Source organism: Lacticaseibacillus porcinae, from assembly GCF_003946305.1.
In the GTDB taxonomy this organism is placed as follows: Bacteria; Bacillota; Bacilli; order Lactobacillales; family Lactobacillaceae; genus Lacticaseibacillus; species Lacticaseibacillus porcinae.
In genome coordinates this window covers 49,245-74,139 of sequence record NZ_RHNS01000002.1, presented here as the reverse complement: position 1 = coordinate 74,139, position 24,895 = coordinate 49,245, and the positions used below count along the sequence as shown (strand labels likewise).

The 24,895-nt window shown below is 48.0% G+C and carries 24 protein-coding genes; 5 read left to right on the top strand and 19 right to left on the bottom strand.

Going from position 1 to position 24,895, the window contains the following annotated elements; all coding sequences use genetic code 11:
- Nucleotides 1-55: 55 nt before the first annotated feature.
- Both spx and EKM92_RS02650 read right to left on the bottom strand, forming a co-directional pair.
- Nucleotides 56-457, bottom strand: a complete 402-nt coding sequence (gene spx, locus EKM92_RS02655) for a transcriptional regulator Spx (protein WP_125707614.1) — start codon at nucleotides 455-457, stop codon at nucleotides 56-58.
- Nucleotides 458-696: 239 nt separating this feature from the next.
- Nucleotides 697-1,434, bottom strand: a complete 738-nt coding sequence (locus EKM92_RS02650; RefSeq protein WP_125707612.1) for an MBL fold metallo-hydrolase — start codon at nucleotides 1,432-1,434, stop codon at nucleotides 697-699.
- Between the two features lie 125 nt (nucleotides 1,435-1,559).
- On the opposite strand from EKM92_RS02650, the gene EKM92_RS02645 reads away from it, so the two are divergent.
- On the top strand, nucleotides 1,560-2,081 hold the full coding sequence (locus EKM92_RS02645; RefSeq protein ID WP_125707610.1) for a hypothetical protein: 522 nt from the start codon (nucleotides 1,560-1,562) through the stop codon (nucleotides 2,079-2,081).
- Nucleotides 2,082-2,126: 45 nt separating this feature from the next.
- On the opposite strand, the gene EKM92_RS02640 is transcribed toward EKM92_RS02645, so the two are convergent.
- On the bottom strand, nucleotides 2,127-4,145 hold the full coding sequence (locus tag EKM92_RS02640) for an FtsX-like permease family protein (RefSeq protein WP_164509872.1): 2,019 nt from the start codon (nucleotides 4,143-4,145) through the stop codon (nucleotides 2,127-2,129).
- A complete protein-coding gene (locus EKM92_RS02635) occupies nucleotides 4,123-4,899 on the bottom strand; it encodes an ABC transporter ATP-binding protein (protein WP_164509871.1) in 777 nt (258 codons plus the stop codon). Before EKM92_RS02635 ends, EKM92_RS02640 begins: the two co-directional genes overlap by 23 nt.
- Nucleotides 4,900-4,995: 96 nt before the next feature.
- Here EKM92_RS02635 and EKM92_RS02630 point away from each other — a divergent pair, with 96 nt between their 5' ends.
- The 3 genes from EKM92_RS02630 to EKM92_RS02620 all read left to right on the top strand — a co-directional run bounded on the left by EKM92_RS02630 (nucleotide 4,996) and on the right by EKM92_RS02620 (nucleotide 7,457).
- The gene (locus EKM92_RS02630) at nucleotides 4,996-5,670 is read left to right on the top strand and encodes a response regulator transcription factor (protein WP_125707606.1); all 675 of its coding nucleotides are present in this window, start codon (nucleotides 4,996-4,998) and stop codon (nucleotides 5,668-5,670) included.
- Nucleotides 5,671-5,679: 9 nt separating this feature from the next.
- On the top strand, nucleotides 5,680-6,741 hold the full coding sequence (locus EKM92_RS02625; protein ID WP_125707604.1) for a sensor histidine kinase: 1,062 nt from the start codon (nucleotides 5,680-5,682) through the stop codon (nucleotides 6,739-6,741).
- 149 nt (nucleotides 6,742-6,890) lie between these two features.
- Entirely contained in the window at nucleotides 6,891-7,457 is a 567-nt protein-coding gene (locus tag EKM92_RS02620) for a hypothetical protein (RefSeq protein WP_125707603.1), read from the top strand.
- A 67-nt stretch (nucleotides 7,458-7,524) separates the two neighbouring features.
- On the opposite strand, the gene nrdG is transcribed toward EKM92_RS02620, so the two are convergent.
- From nrdG to EKM92_RS02545, 15 genes are all read right to left on the bottom strand, one after another.
- Nucleotides 7,525-8,127 (bottom strand): anaerobic ribonucleoside-triphosphate reductase activating protein, encoded by a 603-nt coding sequence (gene nrdG / locus EKM92_RS02615; RefSeq protein ID WP_125708005.1) that lies wholly within the window; start codon nucleotides 8,125-8,127, stop codon nucleotides 7,525-7,527.
- Between the two features lie 106 nt (nucleotides 8,128-8,233).
- A complete protein-coding gene (gene purD, locus EKM92_RS02610; protein ID WP_125707601.1) occupies nucleotides 8,234-9,472 on the bottom strand; it encodes a phosphoribosylamine--glycine ligase in 1,239 nt (412 codons plus the stop codon).
- Between the two features lie 12 nt (nucleotides 9,473-9,484).
- Nucleotides 9,485-11,008 (bottom strand): bifunctional phosphoribosylaminoimidazolecarboxamide formyltransferase/IMP cyclohydrolase, encoded by a 1,524-nt coding sequence (gene purH / locus EKM92_RS02605; RefSeq protein ID WP_125707599.1) that lies wholly within the window; start codon nucleotides 11,006-11,008, stop codon nucleotides 9,485-9,487.
- A gap of 15 nt (nucleotides 11,009-11,023) precedes the next feature.
- Nucleotides 11,024-11,578, bottom strand: coding sequence for a phosphoribosylglycinamide formyltransferase (gene purN, locus EKM92_RS02600; RefSeq protein ID WP_125707597.1), 555 nt, complete (start codon nucleotides 11,576-11,578; stop codon nucleotides 11,024-11,026).
- On the bottom strand, nucleotides 11,578-12,582 hold the full coding sequence (purM, locus tag EKM92_RS02595) for a phosphoribosylformylglycinamidine cyclo-ligase (RefSeq protein ID WP_125707595.1): 1,005 nt from the start codon (nucleotides 12,580-12,582) through the stop codon (nucleotides 11,578-11,580). The genes purN and purM overlap by 1 nt, the downstream gene beginning before the upstream one ends.
- On the bottom strand, nucleotides 12,579-14,033 hold the full coding sequence (gene purF, locus EKM92_RS02590; RefSeq protein WP_125707593.1) for an amidophosphoribosyltransferase: 1,455 nt from the start codon (nucleotides 14,031-14,033) through the stop codon (nucleotides 12,579-12,581). Before purF ends, purM begins: the two co-directional genes overlap by 4 nt.
- Nucleotides 14,018-16,225 carry a phosphoribosylformylglycinamidine synthase subunit PurL gene (purL, locus tag EKM92_RS02585; RefSeq protein WP_125707591.1) on the bottom strand — a complete coding sequence of 736 codons (2,208 nt, stop codon included), beginning with the start codon at nucleotides 16,223-16,225 and terminating at the stop codon, nucleotides 14,018-14,020. The genes purF and purL overlap by 16 nt, the downstream gene beginning before the upstream one ends.
- Complete coding sequence (gene purQ, locus EKM92_RS02580) at nucleotides 16,212-16,895, bottom strand: phosphoribosylformylglycinamidine synthase subunit PurQ (protein WP_125707589.1); 684 nt, start codon at nucleotides 16,893-16,895, stop codon at nucleotides 16,212-16,214. Before purQ ends, purL begins: the two co-directional genes overlap by 14 nt.
- A gap of 1 nt (nucleotide 16,896) precedes the next feature.
- Nucleotides 16,897-17,142: a phosphoribosylformylglycinamidine synthase subunit PurS gene (gene purS / locus EKM92_RS02575; RefSeq protein WP_125707587.1), complete on the bottom strand. Its 246-nt coding sequence runs from the start codon at nucleotides 17,140-17,142 to the stop codon at nucleotides 16,897-16,899.
- Between the two features lie 27 nt (nucleotides 17,143-17,169).
- Nucleotides 17,170-17,883 (bottom strand): phosphoribosylaminoimidazolesuccinocarboxamide synthase, encoded by a 714-nt coding sequence (gene purC, locus EKM92_RS02570; RefSeq protein ID WP_125707585.1) that lies wholly within the window; start codon nucleotides 17,881-17,883, stop codon nucleotides 17,170-17,172.
- A complete protein-coding gene (purK, locus tag EKM92_RS02565) occupies nucleotides 17,883-18,995 on the bottom strand; it encodes a 5-(carboxyamino)imidazole ribonucleotide synthase (RefSeq protein ID WP_125707583.1) in 1,113 nt (370 codons plus the stop codon). The genes purC and purK overlap by 1 nt, the downstream gene beginning before the upstream one ends.
- The gene (gene purE, locus EKM92_RS02560; protein WP_125708003.1) at nucleotides 18,988-19,476 is read right to left on the bottom strand and encodes a 5-(carboxyamino)imidazole ribonucleotide mutase; all 489 of its coding nucleotides are present in this window, start codon (nucleotides 19,474-19,476) and stop codon (nucleotides 18,988-18,990) included. Before purE ends, purK begins: the two co-directional genes overlap by 8 nt.
- Before the next feature lie 654 nt (nucleotides 19,477-20,130).
- Complete coding sequence (ptsP, locus tag EKM92_RS02555) at nucleotides 20,131-21,852, bottom strand: phosphoenolpyruvate--protein phosphotransferase (protein WP_125707581.1); 1,722 nt, start codon at nucleotides 21,850-21,852, stop codon at nucleotides 20,131-20,133.
- Nucleotides 21,852-22,118 carry a phosphocarrier protein HPr gene (locus EKM92_RS02550; protein WP_125707579.1) on the bottom strand — a complete coding sequence of 89 codons (267 nt, stop codon included), beginning with the start codon at nucleotides 22,116-22,118 and terminating at the stop codon, nucleotides 21,852-21,854. Before EKM92_RS02550 ends, ptsP begins: the two co-directional genes overlap by 1 nt.
- 103 nt (nucleotides 22,119-22,221) lie before the next feature.
- The gene (locus tag EKM92_RS02545) at nucleotides 22,222-22,413 is read right to left on the bottom strand and encodes a hypothetical protein (protein WP_054714998.1); all 192 of its coding nucleotides are present in this window, start codon (nucleotides 22,411-22,413) and stop codon (nucleotides 22,222-22,224) included.
- Between the two features lie 220 nt (nucleotides 22,414-22,633).
- On the opposite strand from EKM92_RS02545, the gene EKM92_RS02540 reads away from it, so the two are divergent.
- On the top strand, nucleotides 22,634-24,826 hold the full coding sequence (locus tag EKM92_RS02540) for an ATP-dependent Clp protease ATP-binding subunit (RefSeq protein ID WP_125707577.1): 2,193 nt from the start codon (nucleotides 22,634-22,636) through the stop codon (nucleotides 24,824-24,826).
- Nucleotides 24,827-24,895: the final 69 nt, after the last annotated feature.

Genomic DNA, 24,895 nt, shown 5'->3' with positions numbered 1-24,895 from the left:
CGAGTGCACAAGTGCTCGGCCACTGGGTCCAGTATTGATAATGACTCTCACCTCCCTAAAATCCTGCAAGCAATTGCGCTTGTTGTAACGCCATTGCGCGAACATCCCGCGGCAAAAAGCGGCGAATTTCATCAGGATGAAACCCGATTTGGACACGACGTTCGTCGACAATGATCGGTCGACGCAACAAATGAGGTTCACGAATGATCAAGTTGATCATTTGCGCCGTGGTCAATTCATCAGTGGCGATCCCTAAGCGCAAGTATGCTTTAGAGCGAATCGACAAAATATCATCAAAGCCACGTTCTGACAAAACCAACAAATGCTGCACTTCAGCGCGAGAGATACGATCAATGTCTAAGTTGCGTTCAGTGAATGGAATATGGTTATCTTCTAGCCAAGCGCGTGCTTTGCGGCTGGAGGTACAACCTGTCGTTGAGTACAAAATGACCGCCATAAGTATCACTCCTTAAGGTTTGAATGCGGTTTCTATATACATAATTATATGCGAAGTGGTATCGAAAAAACAATCATTTCTAAAAACTTTTCATTCATAAAAATGAACTAATGTAAAAATAATGTAACTGTGTGTTTTTGCACATACATACCATATCGCGGCCTATTGCGTGTTAATAAAATAAAAATACGTCGGCCTCTTGTCATCCGACGTATTATTAAGAATTAATTTTATAACTATTAGATATTAAAGAGCTGCTGTTCTGAAGCTAACGTCACTGGGATCTCACCAGCAGTCGCTTGTGCTTGTTGCTTCAATAAAGTTAACGATAACTCTTGGGGTAAGTGAGTCAACACGAGCTGTTTCACCTGGGCGGCTGCGGCTAATTCACCTGCTTGTGGTGCCGTTAAATGCCAACGCGGTGCTGGTTTGTCTGCCAAAAAATTGGTGTCTGCCAACAACAGATCAGCGTCTTGAGCAAATGGTGCCAGTCCGGCAAATGCTCGCGTATCTGAAGTGTTCACTAAGACTTTGCCAGTGGCTTTTTCAAGAATGCGCACTGCAAATGCAGGAACCGGATGTTCAGTTTCTAAGAAGGTCAATGTGAATGGCCCTAGATCCAAAGTCGTGTCTTGGGTGTAACCGTAACCTTTCGTGAACTCACCAAAAGTCAACGCAGCAAAGTTCAAAGGATCTTTGGTGTGGCCATATACTGGCAGTGGCAAATGCTTTTTGTCACCTGAATGTAGTTGATAGTAATACTGCAACACGCCAAAGTCCGCAACGTGATCATGATGATAATGCGTCAACAATACAGCATCCAATAAATTGGGATCCAGCACCTTTTCCAGCGCCAGTAACGCCCCGCTACCGGCATCCATCAACAAATTAAAGTCTCCGCTTTGCACCAAATAGGCACTAGTCCCAATGCCGTGATCGGGATAACCGCCTAAATAGCCTAGGATCGTTAGTTTCATTATCTTCATCCTTTCGTGATAGTTTCAGGATACAACATGACCGTGAACTTGACCAATATTAAAACCTTGTGAGAACCCAAGCGTTTCCGCTTTGTAAACGTTATAATAGAACTGGAGGTGGGACAATGACACAACGGTTACAGATTGTTTTAGGTTCTAAGCGCTTTTTAAAACGCTTTTTCAAGGAATATCAAACGCCATTATTATTCATGAAACCTTTAGCAAAAGGCGCTAATTACGGGGTTTTAGATGTTGAAGCAAAGGTGCCTTTCGTCGCACCGATGGCTTATGACACCTTGGCTATGGGCGGCACCATCGAAAACCGCGGCTACTTGCAGCTGGCATATTACCATTTAACTGAAGATGAAGCGCCAGTGTTTATCGATCAGTTCAAGAAGTTGCTCAAGCAACGTGACCAATTGCAAGGTAACTTAGCCTTAGGACTATTTGTCAAAGACGCCAAAGCGCGCGATTATTTGGTGCTGAGTCAATGGGAACGCACATTAGATGTGTTTGCTTCCAAGTCAACACCGCTGTGGCAGCCGGTTAATAAGTTTGTTGAGCGCGCCGCCAAAGGGCAAGGTTATCATGATGCGAACTATCAAATCATCTCGCCAGACGCTGACGATGATGACAAAGATGAATAATCTAAAACTGCGAGTCACATTTTCTAAAAGTGACTCGCAGTTTTTTTACATTTGATTTAGTCGCATCGCCGTGATCGACGCAAAGCCGACATACACTAAGGTATAGGCGCCAAAAGCAATGATCACCGAAGAGCTCGGCGAGCCATCTAGCGCCATTTGCAATACCCGGATCCCAAGAATTGCATTAAAACTCCCTAATACAAGTGGCAACCCAAATACCGATACCACCTGCGCAACTTGTAAATCGGCGAGGTCTTTTGCTGGCATCCCCAAACGTCGCAACGTCACTTTGGTGTGTCGCGCATGATGAGCAGATACCAGCTGCTTCAACAGTAAAATGCTTGCAGTCGCCACCATAAACACCACCCCTAACAAGGTCATGGTGAATAATAAAAACCCAAACACGACGCGCATTTGATGCAAGGCCGGACGCCTCAACGAAATGCCATCGCGATCAATGGTCGTGTCAGTGGCATGTTTGAAGTGTTTGATCGGCTTTTGACCTGCTAATGTGGCGTGATCATAAGCCACATAATCGACGGTATTGGTGTTGAGCAACGCTGATTCCACGCGCTTGCGAGCAGTCGGCTTCAACTTGATGCCAGTTAATTGATCAACTGGCGCTTGCAAGTGGTCATACACGTGATTGGACACCACCAACGCTCGATCAAAGTACCCGGCGCCACCTAACGGAAAAACATTGGTGATGGTTTTAAGGGTCAATTGCTCGCCAGTCCGCGACAAAGTCAACTGACGCCCAGCATTGTCCCAGCCGCCGATGCCTTTGGTTTGATAATAGGTTTGACCGATAGTGATCATCACTGTTTGATGAGAATGGAGCGTGACTTTTGGTAAATCACGTTGATGGCGACGGATTCGTTGATAATCACGTAAAGCAATCACTTGATACAGTGAATTTTCTTGTTTATCAGAGTGATTGCGCATCCGCAACTGCACACGACCTGCAGCGAGCTTTGTCGGCAACTCCCAAGTATGCGCCACATCGCCAACTTGAATCTGCTTTTTCACTGTTGGCATACCGGCTTTCGTGGTTAAAATCGATTGCGCCACGTCTTGGACGACCACTGCTTGTCCAAATTGATAAAGCATTGCCGCACTGCCTAACATCACTAACGTCACCGTGGTCAACCAAGTCGTCAACCACAATGATTGGGTATTGACCCGCAACCGCTTGTACATCGCCACCAACCATAAGTAGTGTTTAGCGGTCAGGTGAGGTTGTTGTTTCAAATGCATGGCAATGATCAATGGCAAGGTGCAGGCATACACCAAGTAAACGCCGATCACTTCAGCAATTCCCCAACTGACAAACAGCAACCCTAAGCCGGCGTTGCCACCAAACCACTGCACAAACTGTGTCGTCCAGAAAAATAATGCCGCTAATACCCAGGTGGCCCACCCCAATAAACCGATACCACCGATCGCGCCGATCACCAATTTTGCAGTAATCGGTTGGACAACTGCTTTTTCAGGGGAAGCTTCTGCTTTGATCATCACGTCACGGCCACTGGCACTGATCGCACGTAATCCTCCTAGCGCCAACAGCAACACTAAGACCACACCGGCGACTTCGGCAATTGCCACTGGGCTGACCAGTAAGCCGACGGACTGGCTACTGTCAACTAAACGCAACAACACCATTGCCAATAGTTTTGAAATCACGATCCCCCCGAGCAACCCACCGATCAGGCCAACGCCACCGGAAATCAAGGTTTCCCCGATCAAACTAGAATTTAAACGCCACTGCGGCATCCCTAAGCGGCGATATAATTGAAATTCGCGTTCACGTCTGGCAATCAGCAACCCGTTGAGATACACCATGAACATCACGGAAAACAGCATCATCACTACTAACACCACGACTAGCGCTGCAGGGAAAATACTGGTCATTTGGCTGCCTTTGCCGATTTGATTCAACAATGGTTGCGCTTCGATCAACGCGGCGATGGCGTACATCATCGCCACTAAAATACCTAGCACGATCGCGAACAGTTGATTCATGCCGCGATGTCGATGGAGATCAGTTCGGATCTGTTGCCACATGTTGACGCCGCCCTCCAGAAATCGATGCTTGCATGTCAATAATGCTGTTGAAGAAATCTTGCCGGCTACCATGCCGCGTCACTTCAGCAAAATACGCCCCATCGCGAATAAAAATGATCCGATTACAAAAACTTGCGGTGAACGCATCATGCGTCACCATTAAAATCGTTGTATCGGCTTCTAAATTGATTTTGGCTAAATAACGCAATAACTCTGTTGCAGCCAGTGAATCCAAACTGCCAGTCGGTTCATCCGCCAACACCAACCGCGGATGGGTGATGATCGCACGCGCAGCAGCGACACGTTGACGTTGACCGAGACTCAATTGCGCAGGATATCGTGCCATCAACGGCAATAACCCTAATAACTCGCCGACTTTTTGCAGGCGGTCATCTAAGTCACTTGGCACCGGCGGCACAAAGGTCAATGGTAGCGTGATGTTTGCCGACACCGGCAAGTCATCGAGCAAGTCGAAGTCTTGAAAAATAAATCCGAGTTGGTCGCGGCGAAAAGTGGCACTTTGCGCTTTGGACATGTCGCTGAGATCCGTTTTATCGATCCATACCCCACCAGCCGTGGGCGTATCCATCGTGGCCAATATATTCAACAACGTCGATTTACCGGCACCACTAGGCCCCATGATCCCGACAAATTCACCAGCATCCACCCCGAAGCTTAAATCATTCAGCGCCGTTACCCGATTGAATCGGTGTCCATAAATTTTGGTTAAATGATCGACTTTGACCATTCGCATGCTGTCCACCTCCAGTACTCTTTCATCATACCAAACTTGTGTCCAAGTTGGCATCTGGTACAATTAATGTAATGAATTCATTTAATGGAGGGCGCCATGTTTAAAATCATGATCGTTGAAGATGACCAAACGATTGCCACGCTGATCGCACAAGCCTTGCGGAAATGGCAACTCAGCGCGGTGAAAGTGACAGATTTTTCACACGTTTATGATCAATTTGTTGAAGAACAGCCGCATCTGGTGTTATTGGATATTAATTTACCCGTATACGACGGCTACCATTGGGTACAACAGATCCGCGCAAATTCTCAAGTGCCGGTGATCTTCATTTCCAGTCGCAACACCAACATGGATATGGTCATGGCCATGAACTTAGGGGCTGATGATTTTGTCAATAAGCCTTTTGCCATGGAAGTATTGATCGCTAAAATCAACGCCTTGTTGCGCCGCACGTACAACTACACTGATGGCCAAAGCCAAACTTTATCGCACAACGGGTTGACCCTTGATATTGAAAACAGTGCCGCTTTGGTGAATGACACCCCGATCAACTTATCAAAAAACGAATACAAGCTGTTGCAGATCTTATTGCGCTCGCATGGCCATGTGGTATCGCGCGAACACTTGCTTAAAGCACTGTGGCAAGATGCGCGGTTCGTCGATGACAACACGTTGACCGTCAATATCAATCGCCTCCGCAAAAAAATCACCGATGCCGGTTTACCCGACTATATTGAAACGCGTGTCGGAACAGGTTACATCATCAATTAAGAGGACATTATGCGATTACGAGATTATTTATATGATCATCGCTTACACTTGCTGGCCTATGTGTTAGGCTTATTGTTACTATGCGGCGGCTTATGGCTAGATCCCAAACATTTGGTCCATCTTGATACCCTGATCTACATCGCGCTTTTGGTCACCTTGTTTTACGCCGGTTTGTTGTGGCTTGATTTCAAAAAACAACAGCGTTGGTTGTCCCAGTGGCAAACGCGGCTTAAAGCAGGTGAAGAAGCGCTCGACTGGCCGATGCCTGAAACTGGCAGCCGTGCGCAAAGCTTGATCGCCAAAGCCTTAAATCAAATGCTGCAAACGCATCGTCACGCAATTTCTAATGTCATCAATACCCAACGCGATCAACAAGCCTTCATCGACTCATGGGTCCATGAAATCAAAGTGCCGCTTGCCGCAAGTAACTTATTGGTTGACAGCCTAGAAGACGACGCACCAGAAGATGTGTTGTCACAATTGAGTTTACAACTGGATCGCATGGATCATTATGTGGAACAAGTGATGTATTACTCACGGCTTGATTCATTCTCCAAAGATTACTTGCTCAATGACTATCCCCTCAAACAAGTGATCAATGATGTGGTCGTCGACAACCGCAATGCCTTTATCGCCGGCCACTTGCAGTTTGAACTCGATGGGGATGATCAAGTGGTCACGACAGATGCCAAATGGTTGCGATTTATTCTGATGCAGCTATTCTCTAATGCGTTGAAATACACGCCTGCCGGGGGCAAAATCACTGCCACGATCGCTGAAGCCCATGATGAAGTGACGTTAACAGTCGCTGATTCTGGCATTGGGATCGCAGAAGACGAACTCCATCGCGTGTTTGAAAAAGGCTTCACCGGCACCAACGGCCGCAACGCTGAATCAAAGTCCACAGGCTTAGGGTTATATCTCGCTGATCAATTGTCACAACGGTTAGGCCATCACTTATCGATCACCGCAAAACCTAATGTCGGCACCGCAGTCACCATTCACTTCCCACATTTACAATATTATGGGCAAAGTGCCAGCAATTTAACCGAACAACCGCTATCCCGCTGATGCCATGCAAAAGGGACTTTCAACAATTGAAAGTCCTTTTTTTGACGTTCAGCGGGCTTTTTCTAACGTTTGGCTCAACAGTGCCGCAACACGTTAAAGAAAGCGTATACTTTTGTTTGTAAAAGCAAATGTATTGGAGGCAAATTCACATGTTCGATCACAAACTGGATGATTGGCAACACGCAACTGTCATGGCCTTACCGGCTCCAACAGAGATTCAATTCCTCGATCATCGGGCGATTCAGTTATATGCCTTGACCATTGGGGACAAGCGCTTGCCAGATCACACTGGCCTTGGGAAATTGACGCAAGTCGCGATGAATGGGATCACTGCACATTTAGATGATGGCGTGTTGACGTTGCATCAAGCCCACACTAAAGATCTAGTGCTACATCCCACTGCACTGGTTGTCGGGATTGCGCCTTATGATTACAATTCCTCTAAAGTCGGCCTGGGGGTGCATCCAGGGCTGATCTACAATACGTTAATGATTGTCACCACTAACACCCTCACTTGCAGTTTATGGCTTTCAGGCGGGCTAAGCGGCCAATATATCCTCACCCATGCCGGCGACATCCCCGTCTCTGATCCATTAGGCATCACGAAAATCGACGCCAAAGACAATTATGACTTTAATGATCAAGTCAACGCCATTGGGTTTGCCAAACTAGCTGTTGGCACTGAGTGGGAAAAACTCGATTTGCCAAAACCTTAATTTGATTCAAAAAAACACTGGACTGAGGGGCTCACCAGTCCAGTGTTTTTCGCGTTAAAACAAGGATTTATTTCACTAACCCAGCCCAGATCTTCACTTCTCCAGCCGCTAAGCTAGCTGGGACATCAATGATCCGTTGATTGGCAGAACCACGGAACTGCAAAGTTAAATCTTTTTGTGCTTCCAAGAATCGCCCATCGACTAAAATATCGATCAAGTTGAGCAATTCCAACTTATCATCGGAATCTGCCAGTAATTCATCCCACTTGTAGCCAGTCCATGACCAAATATCTTTATCATGGCCAAACTCTTGACGAATGCGTTTAACCAACTTCATGCATACTTGGGTATTTAAAAAAGGTTCCCCACCCAGCAGCGTCAAGCCTTGAACATAAGGTTGACTCAAGTCTTTGATGATTTGATCTTCTAAGGCTTGCGTATAAGGATGGCCATAATGGAAGTTTTGAGCGACTTTGTTGTAACAACCTGGGCAGTTGAACTTACACCCAGACACATACAAACTACACCGCACCCCTTCACCATCGACAAAGTTAAACGGTTTATAATCTGCCACATAACCTAATGACAGATCATCGGCTAACCATTCCTTGGGATAAGGGTTGTTCGGTAATTTTGCCGCTTTTTGTAAACTTTGACCATCCAAATGCATTTTCAACACGACCTCCACGCCATTCAATAGGCCAATCATACCACAAATGGGCCAGATATGGAAAATAAAAACTAGCCACCACAAGATGTGGTAGCTAGTTTTTGATTTAATCCAAGGCGTGGAAGCCGATGTCTGAACGACTGGCAAGATCGCCTGCCAATGGCTTCAACCGCGCATACGCTTGTGTTTGCGCCGCTTGCAAGTCAGTGCCTTGCCCCACCACTGTGAAAATGCGACCGCCAGTGGATTCTAAACCATTGGTCCCTTGACGCACCCCTGCTGGATACCAATAATCGCGTTGGGTGTCATCAGGGACGATCAATGGAAGGTGCTGACTCGAATCAGTCGGATAACCTGGGTTTGCAGCGACGACGCCGCAATAAGTTTGACCATCAAGTTGCAGATCATCGGCGTGTCCTGCAAGTAAGTCAGTGACCAATTGATAAAAGTCATTTTTAACTTGTGGCAACAAAACTTGGGTTTCAGGATCGCCGAAGCGCAAGTTGTATTCCAGAATTTTAGGCCCATCAGGGGTAAACATCAACCCGATGTATAACACCCCGTTACCATACAAGCCGTCAACCACCATCCCCGCTAAGGTTTGATCGATCAACGCTTGGGCTTGTTGTTGTTCTTCGGCGGTAAATTGTGGTGCCGGGCTGATCGCGCCCATCCCACCAGTATTTGGTCCAAGGTCATCGTCAAAGCGACGTTTGTGATCTTGCGCTAGTGGAAACGCCACTTGGGACATGCCATTGAACAACGCTAACACTGAGGCTTCTTGCCCAGTCAAACATTCTTCAATCACCACTGGGGCGTTAGGATGATCCGCGTATAAATTGGTGATCGCACTGGTCGCCGCTTCTGCAGTTTTAGCAACAGTGACGCCTTTGCCGGCAGCGAGACCATCAGCTTTGATCACGATCGGCGCGCCATAATCCCCTAACACCTTTAACGCTTCAGCTTGACTATGGACCACTTCAGCTTTGGCAGTGGGTAAGTGATGCCGCTGCATGAAGGCTTTCGCAAATTGCTTGCTCGATTCCAGTTGGGCAAGTTTTTGCGTTGGACCAAACACTGGTAAGTCAGCTTTTTGAAAGGCATCAACGATCCCTGCTGCTAATGGGGCTTCAGGGCCGACAAAGGTTAAGGCAACATGGGTTTTGGCAAATTGGATCAAATTGGAAAAATCATCGTCCCCTAATGGTAACACAGTCAACCCGAGCAAAGTCATGCCGGCGTTGCCTGGCGCCACAAAGACTTTATCGACAGCGTCAGATTTCAAAAAAGCTTGGCCCAAGGCACTTTCCCGCGCCCCATTGCCGATCACCAACACACTGACCATACTACCCTCCTATTAATGACGGAAATGCCGAACGCCGGTCGTGACCATCGCGATCCCATATTTGTTGGCCATAGCGATGGAATCTTTATCTTTGATCGAACCACCTGGTTGGATGATCGCATGAATGCCATGCTTAGCGGCATAGTCCACACAATCGTCCATTGGGAAGAAGGCATCAGACGCCATCACTGCCCCAGCAAATTCAGGATTTTCTTGCGCTTGCTTTAAGGCAATTTCAACGGAACCGATGCGATTCATTTGACCAGCGCCGATGCCTAGCGTTTGACCGTCTTTAGCGATGACAATGGCGTTTGACTTCACATGCTTGACCACTTGTTGGGCAAACAGCAATGATTCGATTTGCGCTTCAGTTGGCTTCACGTCAGTCACAACGGTTAAATCATCCGCCGTTTCGACCGCGTCGTCGCTAGTTTGGCGCAACAAGCCACCAACTAAGGAAACAGATTCGATGTGCGGGACTTCAGTCGCTTCTGCTAACGGTACGATCAAGATCCGCAAGTTCTTCTTCTTGGCCAACACTTCATAAGCATCATCATCGTAGCTTGGCGCCATAATGATTTCCAAGAACAAGGCGTGCATCTTTTCCGCAGTCGCTAAGTCGACATTGCGGTTCAAGGCGATGATCCCACCAAAAATGGACATGGAGTCGGCAGCGTAGGCTTTGTCCCAAGCGCCTTCGATGGTGTCAGCTTGGCCGATGCCACAAGGGTTCATATGCTTAACCGCCACCACTGTTGGTTTCTTGAATTCGTTGACCATGGTGAGTGCAGCATCTGCATCTTTGAAGTTGTTGTAAGATAACTCCTTACCATGCAGTTGCTTGGCATTGGCCAGACTTGAGGCAGGCGCATCAGGAGCAGCGTAGAACGCGGCTTGTTGATGAGAATTCTCGCCGTAACGCAAAGCTTGACGCTTCGTGTAGGTTGGAGTGAAGCTTTCTGGGAATGGTTCAGGATTCAAGTATGCCGCGATTTGTGCGTCATATGCCGCAGTAGTGGCAAAGATCTTCGCTGCTAATTGTTGACGGAGATCAGCATCGTCAGCGTCGATCCCAGCTAATACCGCATCGTAGTCTGCAGGATCGACCACTGCCCAAACAGAATCGCTGTTTTTCGCCGCAGCGCGCAAGGCAGAAGGTCCACCGATATCGATTTGTTCGATGGCTTCAGCGCGGGTGACGCCAGCTTTTTTGATGGTTTCGGCAAAAGGATACAAGTTCACACACACCACGTCCACTGGGGTGATGTCATGTTCTTTTAAAGCGGCCATGTGTTCAGGTAAATCGCGACGGGCAAGGATCCCAGCGTGAATCTTGGGATGCAACGTCTTCACACGACCATCTAACATTTCAGGAAAACCGGTCACAGCATCTACTGCCGTAACGGATAAACCGGCATCTTCAAGGACTTTGTGGGTCCCACCAGTCGATACCAGTTCAAAGCCTCGGTCAACCAAACCTTTGGCAAATTCCACTAAACCACTTTTATCTGACACACTTAACAATGCACGTTTCACGCTATTCGCTCCTTTTTATTTGAGTAAGGCGGCAACTGTTTGGGGCAGTAGTTCATGCTCCACAGCATGGATCCGCGCTTCAAGTTCCTCAACTGATTCGCCAGATTTTATGCGCACCGGCTCTTGGGCGATGATCTGCCCAGAATCAATACCAGCATCGACATAATGGACGGTGACGCCAGTGACTTTGACTCCATAATCGTAAGCATCTTGAATCCCAGTCCGACCGGGAAAACTCGGCAACAATGCCGGATGTAAGTTGACGATCCGATTGGGAAAAGCCGCCAGTAACGTTTTGCCAATGATACGCATATACCCTGCTAAGACAATTAAATCACATGTTGGCAACTTGTCCAGTATTGACTGTTCGGCTTCTGCTTTGCTTGCATAGTCGCGGAAGTTGACCACTAACGTTGGCACACCAGCTAAAGCCGCGCGCTGCAACACATACGCATCGGCATGATCACATACCAATAACGCAATGTTGACTTGAGTCGAGGCTTTGAAAAAATCATGTAACGCTTGAAAATTGGTGCCACTTCCTGAGGCAAAAACAACGATTTGTTTCATCATGATCTCCAAACCACAGCCTCTTGATCGCGTTGGATAACCTCTCCGATCACTTTGCTGTGAGGATTTTGGGCAAGGACAGTGTCAACATCTGCAGGATCAACTGCTAACACCATGCCGATGCCGCAATTAAAGGTTCGACGCATGGTTTCAAGGCTCAAATCGCCGGCTTCTTGCAAACGAGTAAATAATTCAGGCCATTGCCAAGCCTCGACATCAAATGCTGCTGCCAAGTGCTTCGGCAACATCCGTGGGACATTGTCTTCAAAACCGCCACCAGTGATATGAGCAGCGCCATGGATCAACCCTGCTTGAATCAACGGCAAGACCGTTTTGACGTAAATGCGGGTCGGTGCCAACAAGGCAGTGGTGATCTCAGTGCCATCAGCTAACGGCATCGAAGCGAGGTTTGTTTCTGCAAGTAAGCGACGAACTAATGAGAAACCGTTGGAATGGACCCCAGAGCTTGGCAAACCGATCAACTTATCGCCTGCTTTGACCCCTTGAGGCAACAGTTTATCTTCAGACGCTAAGCCAACAGCAAACCCTGCCAGATCGTAGTGATGTTGAGGATACATGCCAGGCATTTCAGCAGTTTCCCCACCGATCAAACTCATGCCGGCCATTTCACAACCATAAGCGATGCCTTTAACAATGGTTTCAACTTGATCGACATCTAGTTGATCACATGCCAAGTAATCGAGGAAAAACAGCGGCTTGGCACCATCAGCCAGCAAGTCGTTAGCCACCATCGCAACTAAATCGATGCCGATGGTGTCATGTTGATCACATTGCAACGCCAGCAACAACTTCGTCCCCACGCCATCAGTGGCAGACACTAACGTCGGCTGTGAAATTTCAGGTAAGCGATACGCTGCGGCAAACCCGCCGAGATCGCCTAAGACATTCGCATTTTGCGTGGCTTTAGCGACTGGGGCGATGCGATGCACCAATGCGTTACCAGCGTCAACATCGACACCAGCGCTTTTATAATCAAAACTCATGCTGAAACCTCCGCAATATTGATTTGAAGCTTAGACAACTCTTGATGCAACGTTTTTTCATAATCATCGAGCTTAGTCGGGTAAACCCCGGTAAAGTACGCGACGCATAAGCCACCATTAGGCGCATCGGTTTGTAACCCAACTGATTGTTCCAAGCCATCAACTGATAAAAAGGCTAATGAATCAGCGCCAAGCAAGTCACGCATTTCACAAATACTGTGGTTGGCAGCCATTAATTCACGAGTCGTTTGAATATCGATGCCGTAAAAACATGGGAAGCGCAATGGCGGGCTGGCGATGCGCAAATGCACTTCTTTGGCCCCAGCATCTTTAAGCAGTTGCACCAGTTGAATGGCAGTGGTGCCACGGACAATCGAATCATCGACTAACACGATCCGCTTGCCTGCTACCACGGCTTTAACGGGTGACAACTTCATGCGCACGCTACGTTCCCGTAATGCTTGCGTTGGTTGAATAAAGGTCCGCGCAATGTATTGCGACTTGATCAAACCCATTTCATAAGGAATGCCAGAAGCACGCGCATAACCTAACGCCGCTGACAAACTAGAATTGGGAACGCCGACGACGATATCAGCGTCGGCAGGTTGTTCTTGGGCAAGGCGTTCACCCATTTTCACGCGGGCTTCATGGACGGAAACACCGTGAATTTCAGAATCTGGACGCGCGAAGTAAATGTATTCCATCGAGCACACTGCCAGTTGGGTGTCATTGGTGTATTGTTCAGCGTGTAAGCCGGCATCATCGATCACAATCAATTGCCCTGGTTGCACATCTTGGACAAATTCAGCACCGACGGCATTCAACGCTGCAGTTTCTGAGCAGATCACAAAGCCACCACTAGGTAACTTGCCGACCACTAACGGGCGGAAGCCATTGGGATCAACAGCGGCGTATAACGCATGTTCCGTTAACACTTCAAAGGCAAACCCACCGTGCACTTGGTTGAGGGCGTCGATCATTTGCCCTTTAAACGTTGCGGCTTTTGAACGGCGGATCAAGTGCATCAACACTTCAGTATCAGAAGTCGATTGGAAGATCGCGCCGCTTTGTTCAAGGTGATCGCGCAAACTTAACGCATTGGTCAAATTCCCGTTATGTGCCAAGGCAATCGATTCATGTGAGAACCGGAACAATAACGGTTGAATATTTTCCAAAATGCGCCCGCCGGCTGTGGCATAACGCACATGGCCTAACGCCGCAGTCCCAGCAAGGGCGCGGACGGATTCAGGATCAGCAAACACTTCAGACACCAAACCGAAACCATAGTGACGATGCAAACCATGGTCTGTCAGTCCAACGATCCCAGCGCCTTCTTGGCCGCGGTGTTGTAAAGTGTGTAAGCCCAGATGCGTTAAAACGTTAGCGTGCGGGTCACCCCAAACGCCAAACACCCCGCATTCTTCATTTAACGATTTTACTTCAGCGCACATGCTAAGGCCTCCGAGTAGATGGTGGTCAATTGCGACATTTGAGTGTTAAGCTCGCCATCTGCTAATTTCAAATCAAAATCACCAGTGGAAACAACCCCGAGTTGCACGGCTTGATCTTTGGCGATGGCTTCAAAAGCAGCTTGATCTTCAGGTTTTACCGTCAACAAGAAGCGCCCTTGCGTCTCACTGAACAATTGTGTGGTGGTCAGCGTCGTATCTGCAATCAAGCCGAGCTCGCGTTTAGCACCCATTTCCACGATTGCTGCGGCTAAGCCACCATCTGATAAATCATGGGCGGCATTGACCAGGTGTTCACGGATCAAAGTCAAGACGAGATCTTGGGTTTGCTTTTCAGCTTCAAGATCAAAGCCAGTCAATCGACCTGCATAAGCACCAGTTTGCAAATATTGTAAGCTTGAACCGTTGTAATCATCGCCGGTGTTGCCGGCCAAATAGACAATGTCGCCTGCTTGTTTGAAATCAACGGTGGTAATGGCAGTGAGGTCTTCGATCAATCCCACCATCCCGATCATTGGCGTCGGGTGAATCCCGTGATGATCAGTTTCGTTATACAAGCTGACGTTACCGGAGATCACTGGCGTATTAAATTTCTTGGTGGCAGCGACGATGCCTTTGGCAGATTGTTGTAATTCGTAATACACTTCAGGTTTGGAAGGATCGCCGTAGTTCAAGCAATCGGTAATGCCTAGCGGTTCCGCACCAGTGGCCACGAGATTACGTGCCGCTTCGGCAACGGTGATGGCGCCGCCGATTTCAGGATCTAACGCCAGCAAGCGACCGTTAGAATCTGCAGTCATCGCTAAGGCTTTGTGGGTGTCGCGGACGCGGATCACGCCAGCATCCCCACCAGGTGCGATCACCGTGTTGGTTTGGACTTGCGCGTCATAACGGCGGTACAGCGAACGTTTGGACGCAATGTTTGGCATCGCCAGCAATTGTTTGTAGGTCGCTGCTAAATCTTCGATCACCGGTTCAAAATCAGGGGCAGGATTTTTTAACCGTTCAGGCTTTTCAGGCACGGTCGTATACGTTGGGACATCATCTGTCAACAAGCTGACCGGAATATCACAAACCACCTCGCCATGATGCAACAAGCGATATTGATGGCCATCTTCAACGCGACCACACACCACAGCATCCAGATCATAGCCTTTGAATAAATCGAGGATCTCTTGTTCGTGACCGGCGCGGATACATAACAACATCCGCTCTTGGGATTCACTCAACATAATTTCAAAAGGCGTCATCCCAGGTTCACGTTGCGGGATCAAGTCCAGATCCATTGTCATGCCGTAGCCGGCTTTAGACGCCATTTCCGCAGAACTGGAAACTAAACCGGCAGCCCCCATATCTTGGATCCCGACTAATGCATCTTTGTGATCATGGGTGACTTCCAAGCACGCGTCAGTCAACAATTTCTCCATGAAAGGATCGCCGACTTGAACGGCAGAGCGATCAGCGTCTTCAGCATCAGAGAATTCTGCTGAAGCAAACGACGCGCCATTGATGCCGTCACGTCCAGTTTTTGCACCGACATAAATGATCGCGTTGCCGACCCCTGCGGCTTTGCCTTTTTGAATGTCTTTTTCATCCATCACACCGACAGTCATGGCATTGACTAAGGGATTTTTCTGATAGCCAGGGTCGAATTGCACTTCACCGGCAACAGTTGGGATGCCGATCGCATTCCCATAACCGCCGATGCCAGCGACGACTTGATCGATCAAATTCTTGTTGTGGGCATCGAATTCATCCCCGAAAGCTAAGGCATCCAGGCTAGCAACAGGCTTAGCGCCAATGGAGAAAATGTCGCGAATGATGCCACCAATCCCAGTCGCGGCCCCTTCATAAGGTTCTACGGCACTTGGGTGGTTGTGCGATTCCGCTTTGAACACCACCGCTTTGCCTTCACCAATGCGAATGACGCCGGCACCTTCACCAGGGCCCATCAACACGCGATCGTTTTTCGTCCAGAAAGTTTTTAGAATCGGTTTGGAGTATTTATAAGAACAATGTTCGCTCCACATGCCGGATTGTAAACCCATTTCCGTGTAGTTGGGCAAACGGCCTAACCGTTCAGCGAATAAATTGTATTCTGCTTCAGTCAAGCCGAGTTGCAAATATGGCTTTTGGTCACGGATCTGTTCTGGTGTGAGTTCAGTTTGCAGCATGGGCAGCTCCTTTCGTCGCAGCGATCAATGATTGAAAGACGCCTAATCCATCAGTGCCACCAAGCAATGCTTCCACTGCACGTTCTGGGTGCGGCATCATCCCTAAGACATTCCCTGCTTTGTTGGTCAAGCCGGCGATGTCATTCAAGGAACCATTAGGATTGTCGGCATAGCGGAACACCACTTGATTGTTGGCTTCGATTTCTGATAAGGTATCGGCATCGGCGTAATAGTTGCCTTCACCATGGGCGATCGGTAAGGTGATCGCTTGATTTTGCGCATATTGATTGGAAAAAGCGGTTCGATTGTTGACCACTTTCAACGGTTCTGGTTCACAAATGAATTCCAAGCTGGTGTTCCATTGTAAAGCCCCTGGCAACAAACCAGCTTCCGTTAAAATCTGGAACCCATTGCAAATGCCTAAGACGTAGCCGCCGTTATCTGCAAAATTTTTCAATGCTGTCATGATCGGCGCAAACTTGGCGATCGCGCCGCTACGCAAGTAATCACCATAAGAAAAGCCGCCTGGCACTAACACCAGATCGAAGCCTTCCAGCGATTCGCTTTTTGCCGAAACCAGTTCAGCATCAGCGCCAGCAATGTCTTTGACTGCCCACAGCAAATCATCATCACAATTAGAGCCTGGGAAAGTTAAAACCGCAGCCTTCATGTTAAACCTCCTCAAGTGAGTAGCGATAAGCTTCCATGTTGACATTGGCCAACATCTGATCGCATAAGGCGTCAACTTGTTGGTCGACAGCGTCGCGATCACCTTCAAGTAACACTTCAAAATACTTGCCGACAGTGACGTCTTTGACATTGGTTTGGCCTAAGCGACTGAGTGTGTTTTTGATCACTTCAGCTTTAGGATCGAGAACGGAAGGTTTGTAGTTGACATAGATCTTGGCTTTGAACATGGTGGGGCTCCTTTCTAATAGAGGGGTTTATTTGCTTTCTTTGAGGCGCTTCAAGACGCTAGCATATACCGGAGTCAGCGGGCCTTGGTCTTTGCGGAAGACATCTTTATCAAGCGAATTGCCAGTGGCTTCATCGACTAAGCGCATGTTGTCTGGGGATAATTCATCGGCTAAGACAAAGGTGCCATCGTTTAAGCGGCCAAATTCTAATTTGAAATCAACTAAATCGATCCCGATCTTAGCAAAACGTTGCTTCAGATAAGCATTGACGCGATCAGACATGGTGTGGATCTCATCGATGGTTGCTTTATCGGCAAAGCCTAAGGCAATCGCTTGTTCATTGTTGATGAACGGATCGTCTAAAGCGTCGGATTTGTAGAAGAATTCATGGACTGCTGGAACTAACGGTTTGAGATGTTCGACTTTGAATTTACGTTCGAAGCTGCCGGAAGCAAAGTTTCTGACCACTGCTTCTAGTGGGATCATGGTGCATTTTTTCACCAACATCGTGGTGTCATCTAAAGTTTTCAAGTAGTGCGTTGGAAAGCCTTGGGCATTGAGTTCTTCAAACAACAAACTGGAGATCTGACGATTCAACGTCCCTTTGCCATCGATTTGAACTTTTTTCTTGCCGTTTAATGCAGTAGCTTGGTCCATATATTCGACCCATAACACATCTGGATCATCAGTTGCCCACATTTGCTTGGCTTTACCGGTATATAAAACAGTTGTCTTTTCCACTACTTGTCGCCCTCCAATTGGACTGCCTTCAAGAGATCTGATCCTTCACATACAGTGATGTGCCCCATTTTACGTGCTGGGCGAATCTCTGCTTTACCATAATCATGAAAATGCCACTCAGGATGCTGCGACCACGCCGCGCGGGCTTTGGTCAAATCGTCGCCAAGCAAGTTGCGCATCACCGCTGGGGTGAGTAAATGTATCGGTGCGATCGGCAAATTACAAATACTTAAGATATGCGCGTCAAACTGCGAGAAGTTGCAAGCTTCAATGCTGTAATGCCCGGAATTATGCGGCCGTGGCGCCAATTCGTTGACCACGATGCCTTCAGCAGTTTCAAACAATTCGATGCCAAGCACCCCACGCAGCTTCAATGCTTTGGCGATGGTCGTTGCCAGTTGATCGATTTGTGTTTGCAACTCAGCGCTTAAGTTTGGTGCCGGCGCAATGGTTGTGTGCAAAATGTGGTTGGCATGACGGTTTTCAACCACTGGGAAAATACGGACGTCATCGTTGCCATCTTGCGTCACCATCACCGACAATTCACGAGAGAAAGTTTTGCGTTGTTCGAGAATACATGGCGTCTTACTGGCCAAGGCTTCACCTGCTGACAGATCGGCTGGTGAGTTCAAGTCTTGTTGGCCATGGCCGTCGTAGCCGCCAGTCGTCGTTTTTAAAATAGCCGGATAGCCGACTGCTTCGACTGCCGCTTGTAGGCTTTGGGCATCCGGGACCGCGGCAAAGTTTGCCGTCGGGATCCCGTGATCACGGAGGAATGTTTTTTCAGTGATCCGTTGGCGCGTGATCCGCAATAATTCTGTGCCTTGCGGAAGTGCGGCGTATTGCTTAGCTTGCGTCAACGCGTCGAGGTCGACATTTTCAAATTCATAGGTGAGGACATCTGAACGCTTCGCCAATTGCATCAGCGCATCAACGTCTTCGTATTCGGCTTCGATTTGAAAATCTGCGACTTGACCTGCTGGTGCTTGCGGCGTCGGATCTAACACCCCGACGGTATAGCCCATTTGTTTAGCAGATTGGGCAAGCATGCGACCTAGTTGACCCCCACCGACAATGCCGATGGTCGCAGGCGGCAACAATGGCTTAGTCATCAAGCAGTGCCTCGCTTTCTTCAGCTTTTTGCGTTTGGGCTTGACGAAAAGCCTCAAGTCTCTGAGTGACTTCAGGATCACTGACCCCAAGGATCGAAGCTGCGAACAAGGCCGCATTGGTCGCCCCAGCGTCACCGATCGCCATGGTGGCAACTGGAACGCCACCTGGCATTTGAACAATTGAAAGTAAGGAATCAACGCCATTTAATGTTCGGGTTTTGACTGGAACTCCGATCACTGGCACCGTGGTGTTTGCGGCTAACATCCCTGGTAAATGAGCAGCGCCACCAGCACCAGCAATGATCACCGACACACCATTTTCTTTTGCGGTTTTGCCGAAGTGAGCCAACGCATCAGGCATACGGTGTGCCGAGATCACGTGCTTTTCGTAAGGAATTGCCAAATCGTCGAGTTGCTTTGCGGTCAACTTCATGGTTGACCAATCAGAACTAGATCCCATCACGATCGCGACTTTCAAAATCGTCACCTGCTTTCATAAGTTATTTGTAGTCTAGCACGCAAATTCGTCAAAAACAAGCTAATTGCGGACGAAATACCAACGAAATAATTATAACGTTCGTGTTTACGAACGTTCGGTCAGCTATTCAACTTTTTGATGTCAGCATACCCGCCAACATTTATAAATTATTCGGGTTTTGTGCACGCAAAAAAGCGACCGACAAAATTGTCGCTCGCCTTCCCTTATCTCGTATTGAGCTTCAATTCCATATCGCTCAGTTTAATTGACAAACCAGCGTGATTTTAAATCAGTTTCAGCACAATATTCAATGCAACTGAAAAAATGTCACCGAAGCTTGTCAACTTACGCTACAACTAATCATCAAGATAAATCGATCTGTTTTGACAAGCAGCTGACAATCAACAGCAACAGTGAGTGGCGGTCGTTTGGTCACACAAAGGTGAACTGACAATTTCCAGTGGCAGTGAAATCAAGTCAGACGCCGAATTTTGGCGGCTGGCGCAGATTTCACCGGCAAAAATCAAGCCAAGTGTTTTTCTTGGCTTGATTTTTAGGTGCAAGAGCATCAGCGGTTTGTGCTGATCTCTGAAACCGGCTGCCACTGATTGTTAGGTCAAAAAAAGCCCGACCACAATGGGTCAGGCTTCTTTGAGATTACTTGGTGAATTCTTCGACGAGCTTGATGTTATCGTCGTTGGATTCGGATTCGTTGACCGCTTTGTCAGCGAGCTTCTTCATGTCTTCAGTGGACAGCTTCTTCATGAGGCTGCGAACTTTCAAGACAGAACTTGCGGACATGGAGTATTCGTCCAAGCCCATGCCAAGTAAGATCGGTACCATGACAGGGTCGCCAGCAGCTTCCCCACACATACCAGCCCACTTGCCTTCCTTATGAGCGGCATCGATGATGTGCTTAACTAAGCGCAAGATGGATGGGTTGTAAGGTTGATACAAGTAGGAAACGCGTTCGTTACCACGGTCTGCGGCCATCGTGTAGCCGATCAAATCGTTAGTCCCGATGGAGAAGAAGTCAACATGCTTAGCAAATTGATCAGCTAACACAGCGGCAGCTGGAATTTCCATCATCATGCCAAGTTCAATGTCGTCGCCGATCTTAACACCGTCGGCAACTAACTTCGCTTTTTCTTCTTCAAAGATCTTCTTGGCTGCTTCAAATTCAGCAATTGTGGCGATCATTGGGAACATGATGCCTAACTTACCGAATGCAGAAGCACGCAACAAAGCACGCAATTGAGTCCGGAAGATGTCATCACGATCTAAGGAGATCCGGATGGCACGATAGCCCAAGAATGGGTTTTCTTCTTCTGGAAGTGGCAAGTATGGTAAGTGCTTGTCACCGCCGATGTCCATGGTCCGGACAACGACTTGCTTTGGACTCATCGTTTCGAGAACTTGTTTGTAAGCTTCGAATTGATCGTCTTCAGTTGGGAGTTCGGCAGAATCCATGTATAAGAATTCTGAACGATACAACCCAACGGCTTCAGCACCGTTAGCCAAAACGCCATCAAGGTCTTTTGGAGTCCCGATGTTTGCAGCAATCGTGAAGTGCTTGCCATCAGCAGTGATGGACTTAGCAGTCTTCAACGTTGCCCATTCAGCTTTTTGAGCGGCATAATCAGCGGCTTCTTTTTGAGAAGCTGCGATTTGTTCGTCAGTAGGGTCTACGGTGACATCACCAGTTAAGCCATCAACAGTCAACATTTGACCGTCTTTGACGTCTTCGGTGATGCTCTTAGTCCCAACAACCGCTGGAATTTCCAAAGAACGCGCCATGATCGCAGAGTGCGCCGTGCGGCCACCGATATCAGTGACGAAGGCTTTGACGTACTTTTTGTTCAATTGCGCAGTATCACTTGGGGTCAAGTCATGAGCGACTACGATCACTTCGGAGTCGATCAAGGCTGGGTTTGGCAAAGCCCGACCGAGCAAGTGCGCCAACACACGCGTGGACACGTCGCGGATATCCGCAGCACGTTCTTGCATGTAAGGGTTGTCGGTCATGGCTTCAAACATGGAGATGAAAGTGTCGGACACGTCTTTTAAGGCTTGTTCGGCGTTGATTTTGTCATCTTTAACTTTGCTTTCGATCGCGCCAGTAAATTCTGGGTCTGCGAGGATCATCATGTGAGCATCGAACACTTGGGCTTCTTCTTCGCCTAAGGATTCTGCCGCTTTGTCACGGATCAATTGGAGTTCGTCAGTGCTTTGCTTTAAAGCAGAATGCAGGCGCTGAACTTCAGCGTCTGCATCTTGAACTGCACTCTGCTTGAATGACAAATCGGGTTGCACCAACATGTAGGCTTTCGCAGTTGCGATGCCGTCACTTGCGGCGATCCCTTTGAGTTGCTTTGTCATTAGTCAGAGAGGCCTTCCTTCTTCATGGTTTCTTCGATAGCAGCAATTGCGTCTGCTTCGTCGGCACCTTCAGCGGAAATGGTAACGTCTGCGCCTTGGCCTACACCCAGGGACATAACGCCCATGATGGACTTCAAGTTAACGCTCTTGCCCTTGTATTCCAGGTTGATGTCGGCATTGAACTTGCTGGCAGCTTGTACCAAAAGGGTAGCCGGACGGGCGTGGATACCTGTTTCTGCAATAACATTAAATTCGCGTTTTTCCATGAGTAATCTGCTCCTTCGTCATTTGAAAAAAATTTTTGCCGAATAGAATGGCTTCATCCTATCTCTTGTAAACCTTACCATTATTCCGTTTTCACGACAAGTCTTATTTGTCGTTAAGTGGGTGGTAATGATATAAAATCACACCTTCGCGCCTTGCAGTGCCTACGATTTCTTTGCGCGCAGGATAATTGGTCCACGCGGTCCGAAACGCTGCAAAAGTGGTTGGATCGATTTTGATCTCGTCGATTTCACCAGCTCTAAGCTGGTCCATCAACGCGGTGTAGTCTACAGACATATCTTTCAGCCTCCTTCTTTCGGCAACAACTCAATGGTAGCATTATCAACGCTTGTAGACAAGCGGCAAAAACCTGACATAGCAAGGCTTTTAGAAATTTTTTAGCACTCTCGGTATTAGAGTGCTTGCTTTTCAAAAATAAGCGTGTATACTGGGCTTTGGTCAATGAAGGTCAATGCGACTTTCAATCGACGAGCTTATATAGAAAGGTAGTGACGAAATGCTTTGTGAGAACTGTCATCAAAACCCCGCAACGATCCACTTGTACACCAGCGTCAATGGGACGAAACAAGAGATCAACTTGTGTCAGAATTGCTACCAACAGTTGAAGCAACAAGCAGGAGGCCAAATGCAACCAACCAACGCAAACGATCCCTTCGGCTTCAACGGCCTCGATGACATTTTCAAGGCCATGAGCCAAGGCATGGATCAAAATCCACAACAACCGCAAACCCCACCCACTCAAAGTGGTCAAAACGGTGGCGGCGGCAACAACCGTCGTGGCAATGGGAATTCCGTCCTCGGTCAATTTGGCGTCAACTTGACCCAAAAGGCTAAAAACGGTGAAATCGACCCTGTGATCGGCCGCGATGGTGAAATCGCCCGCGTGATCGAGATCTTAAACCGCCGGACGAAGAACAACCCGGTTTTGATCGGTGAAGCCGGCGTCGGTAAAACTGCCGTCGTCGAAGGCTTAGCCCTTAAAATTGCCAATGGTGATGTGCCAACCAAATTGCAAGATTGCCAGGTCATTCAACTTGACGTCGTATCGTTAGTACAAGGAACTGGCATTCGTGGTCAATTTGAACAACGGATGCAACAGCTGTTAGATGAATTGAAGAAATCTGACAACACCATTTTGTTCATTGATGAAATTCACGAAATCGTCGGCGCTGGTAACGCTGAAGGCGGTATGGACGCCGGCAACGTGTTAAAGCCTGCCCTTGCCCGCGGCGAACTGCAATTAGTTGGTGCGACAACCAACAATGAATATCGTCAAATCGAAAAAGATGCCGCACTTGCTCGGCGCTTGCAACCCGTCACTGTCGACGAACCAAGTGTCGAAGAAACTGAAGAGATCCTTAAAGGCATTCAAAAGCGCTACGAAGACTTTCACCATGTCAAATATACTGACGCTGCCATTAAAGCCGCTGTCAGCTTATCTAACCGCTACATCCAAGATCGCTACTTACCCGATAAAGCCATCGACTTACTTGATGAATCAGGTTCTAAGAAGAACTTGACCATTAAAGTCGTTGACCCTAACGCCTTAAAGAAGAAGATCGCCGATGCAGAAAGTCAAAAACAAGCTGCGTTGAAGCAAGAAGACTATGAAAAAGCCGCCTTTTATCGCGACCAAGTCAACAAGCTTGAAAAAATGCAAAAAGATCAAGCTGGAGTGTCTGATGAAGATACCCCAACTGTCACCGAAAAAGACATGGAACAAATCGTCGAACAAAAGACGCATATTCCAGTCGGTGAACTCAAGCAACAAGAGCAACAACAGCTGCAGACTTTGGCACCTGATCTCAAAGCCCATGTCATCGGCCAAGACAACGCCGTTGACAAAGTGGCCCGTGCCATTCGCCGCAACCGCATCGGCTTCAACAAAACCGGTCGTCCAATCGGTAGTTTCTTATTCGTCGGCCCTACCGGCGTTGGGAAAACGGAGCTTGCCAAGCAATTAGCCAAAGAGTTGTTCGGCTCTCAAGAAGCGATGATCCGCTTTGATATGTCTGAGTACATGGAGAAATTCTCCGTGTCCAAGCTCATCGGTTCGCCTCCTGGCTATGTCGGCTATGAAGAAGCTGGTCAATTGACTGAACAAGTACGCCGCAACCCTTACAGTCTGATTTTGTTAGACGAAGTCGAAAAAGCGCACCCTGATGTCATGAACATGTTCTTGCAGATCTTAGATGATGGGCGCTTGACTGACTCTCAAGGCCGCACGGTATCGTTTAAGGATACGATCATCATCATGACCTCTAACGCTGGGTCGACTGATGCAGAAGCGAACGTCGGCTTTGGCGCCAGCATGCATGGCACCACCCATTCAGTGCTTGGCCAACTAGGCAACTACTTCAAGCCAGAATTCTTGAACCGCTTTGATGATATCGTTGAATTCAAAGCTTTGGATAAGCAAGACTTGATGCAGATCGTTGGTTTGATGATCGCTGATACCAATGCGAACATCCATGACCAAGGGTTGACCATCCATGTCACTGATCCAGTCAAGGAAAAGCTGGTCACCTTAGGTTTTGATCCAGCCATGGGCGCCCGTCCATTACGTCGTGTGATCCAAGAACAAATCGAAGACCGTGTGGCTGACTTCTATCTCGACCATCCAGCGGCAACGAATCTTGAAGCCCGCATCGCTAATGGTGAAATCGCCATTTCCGAAAAAGCTGAATAACCTGTGTCACCTGAAAGCCAAGGCCGTGTGCCTTGGCTTTTTTAGTGTGGCGAATTGAAATTGAGACGC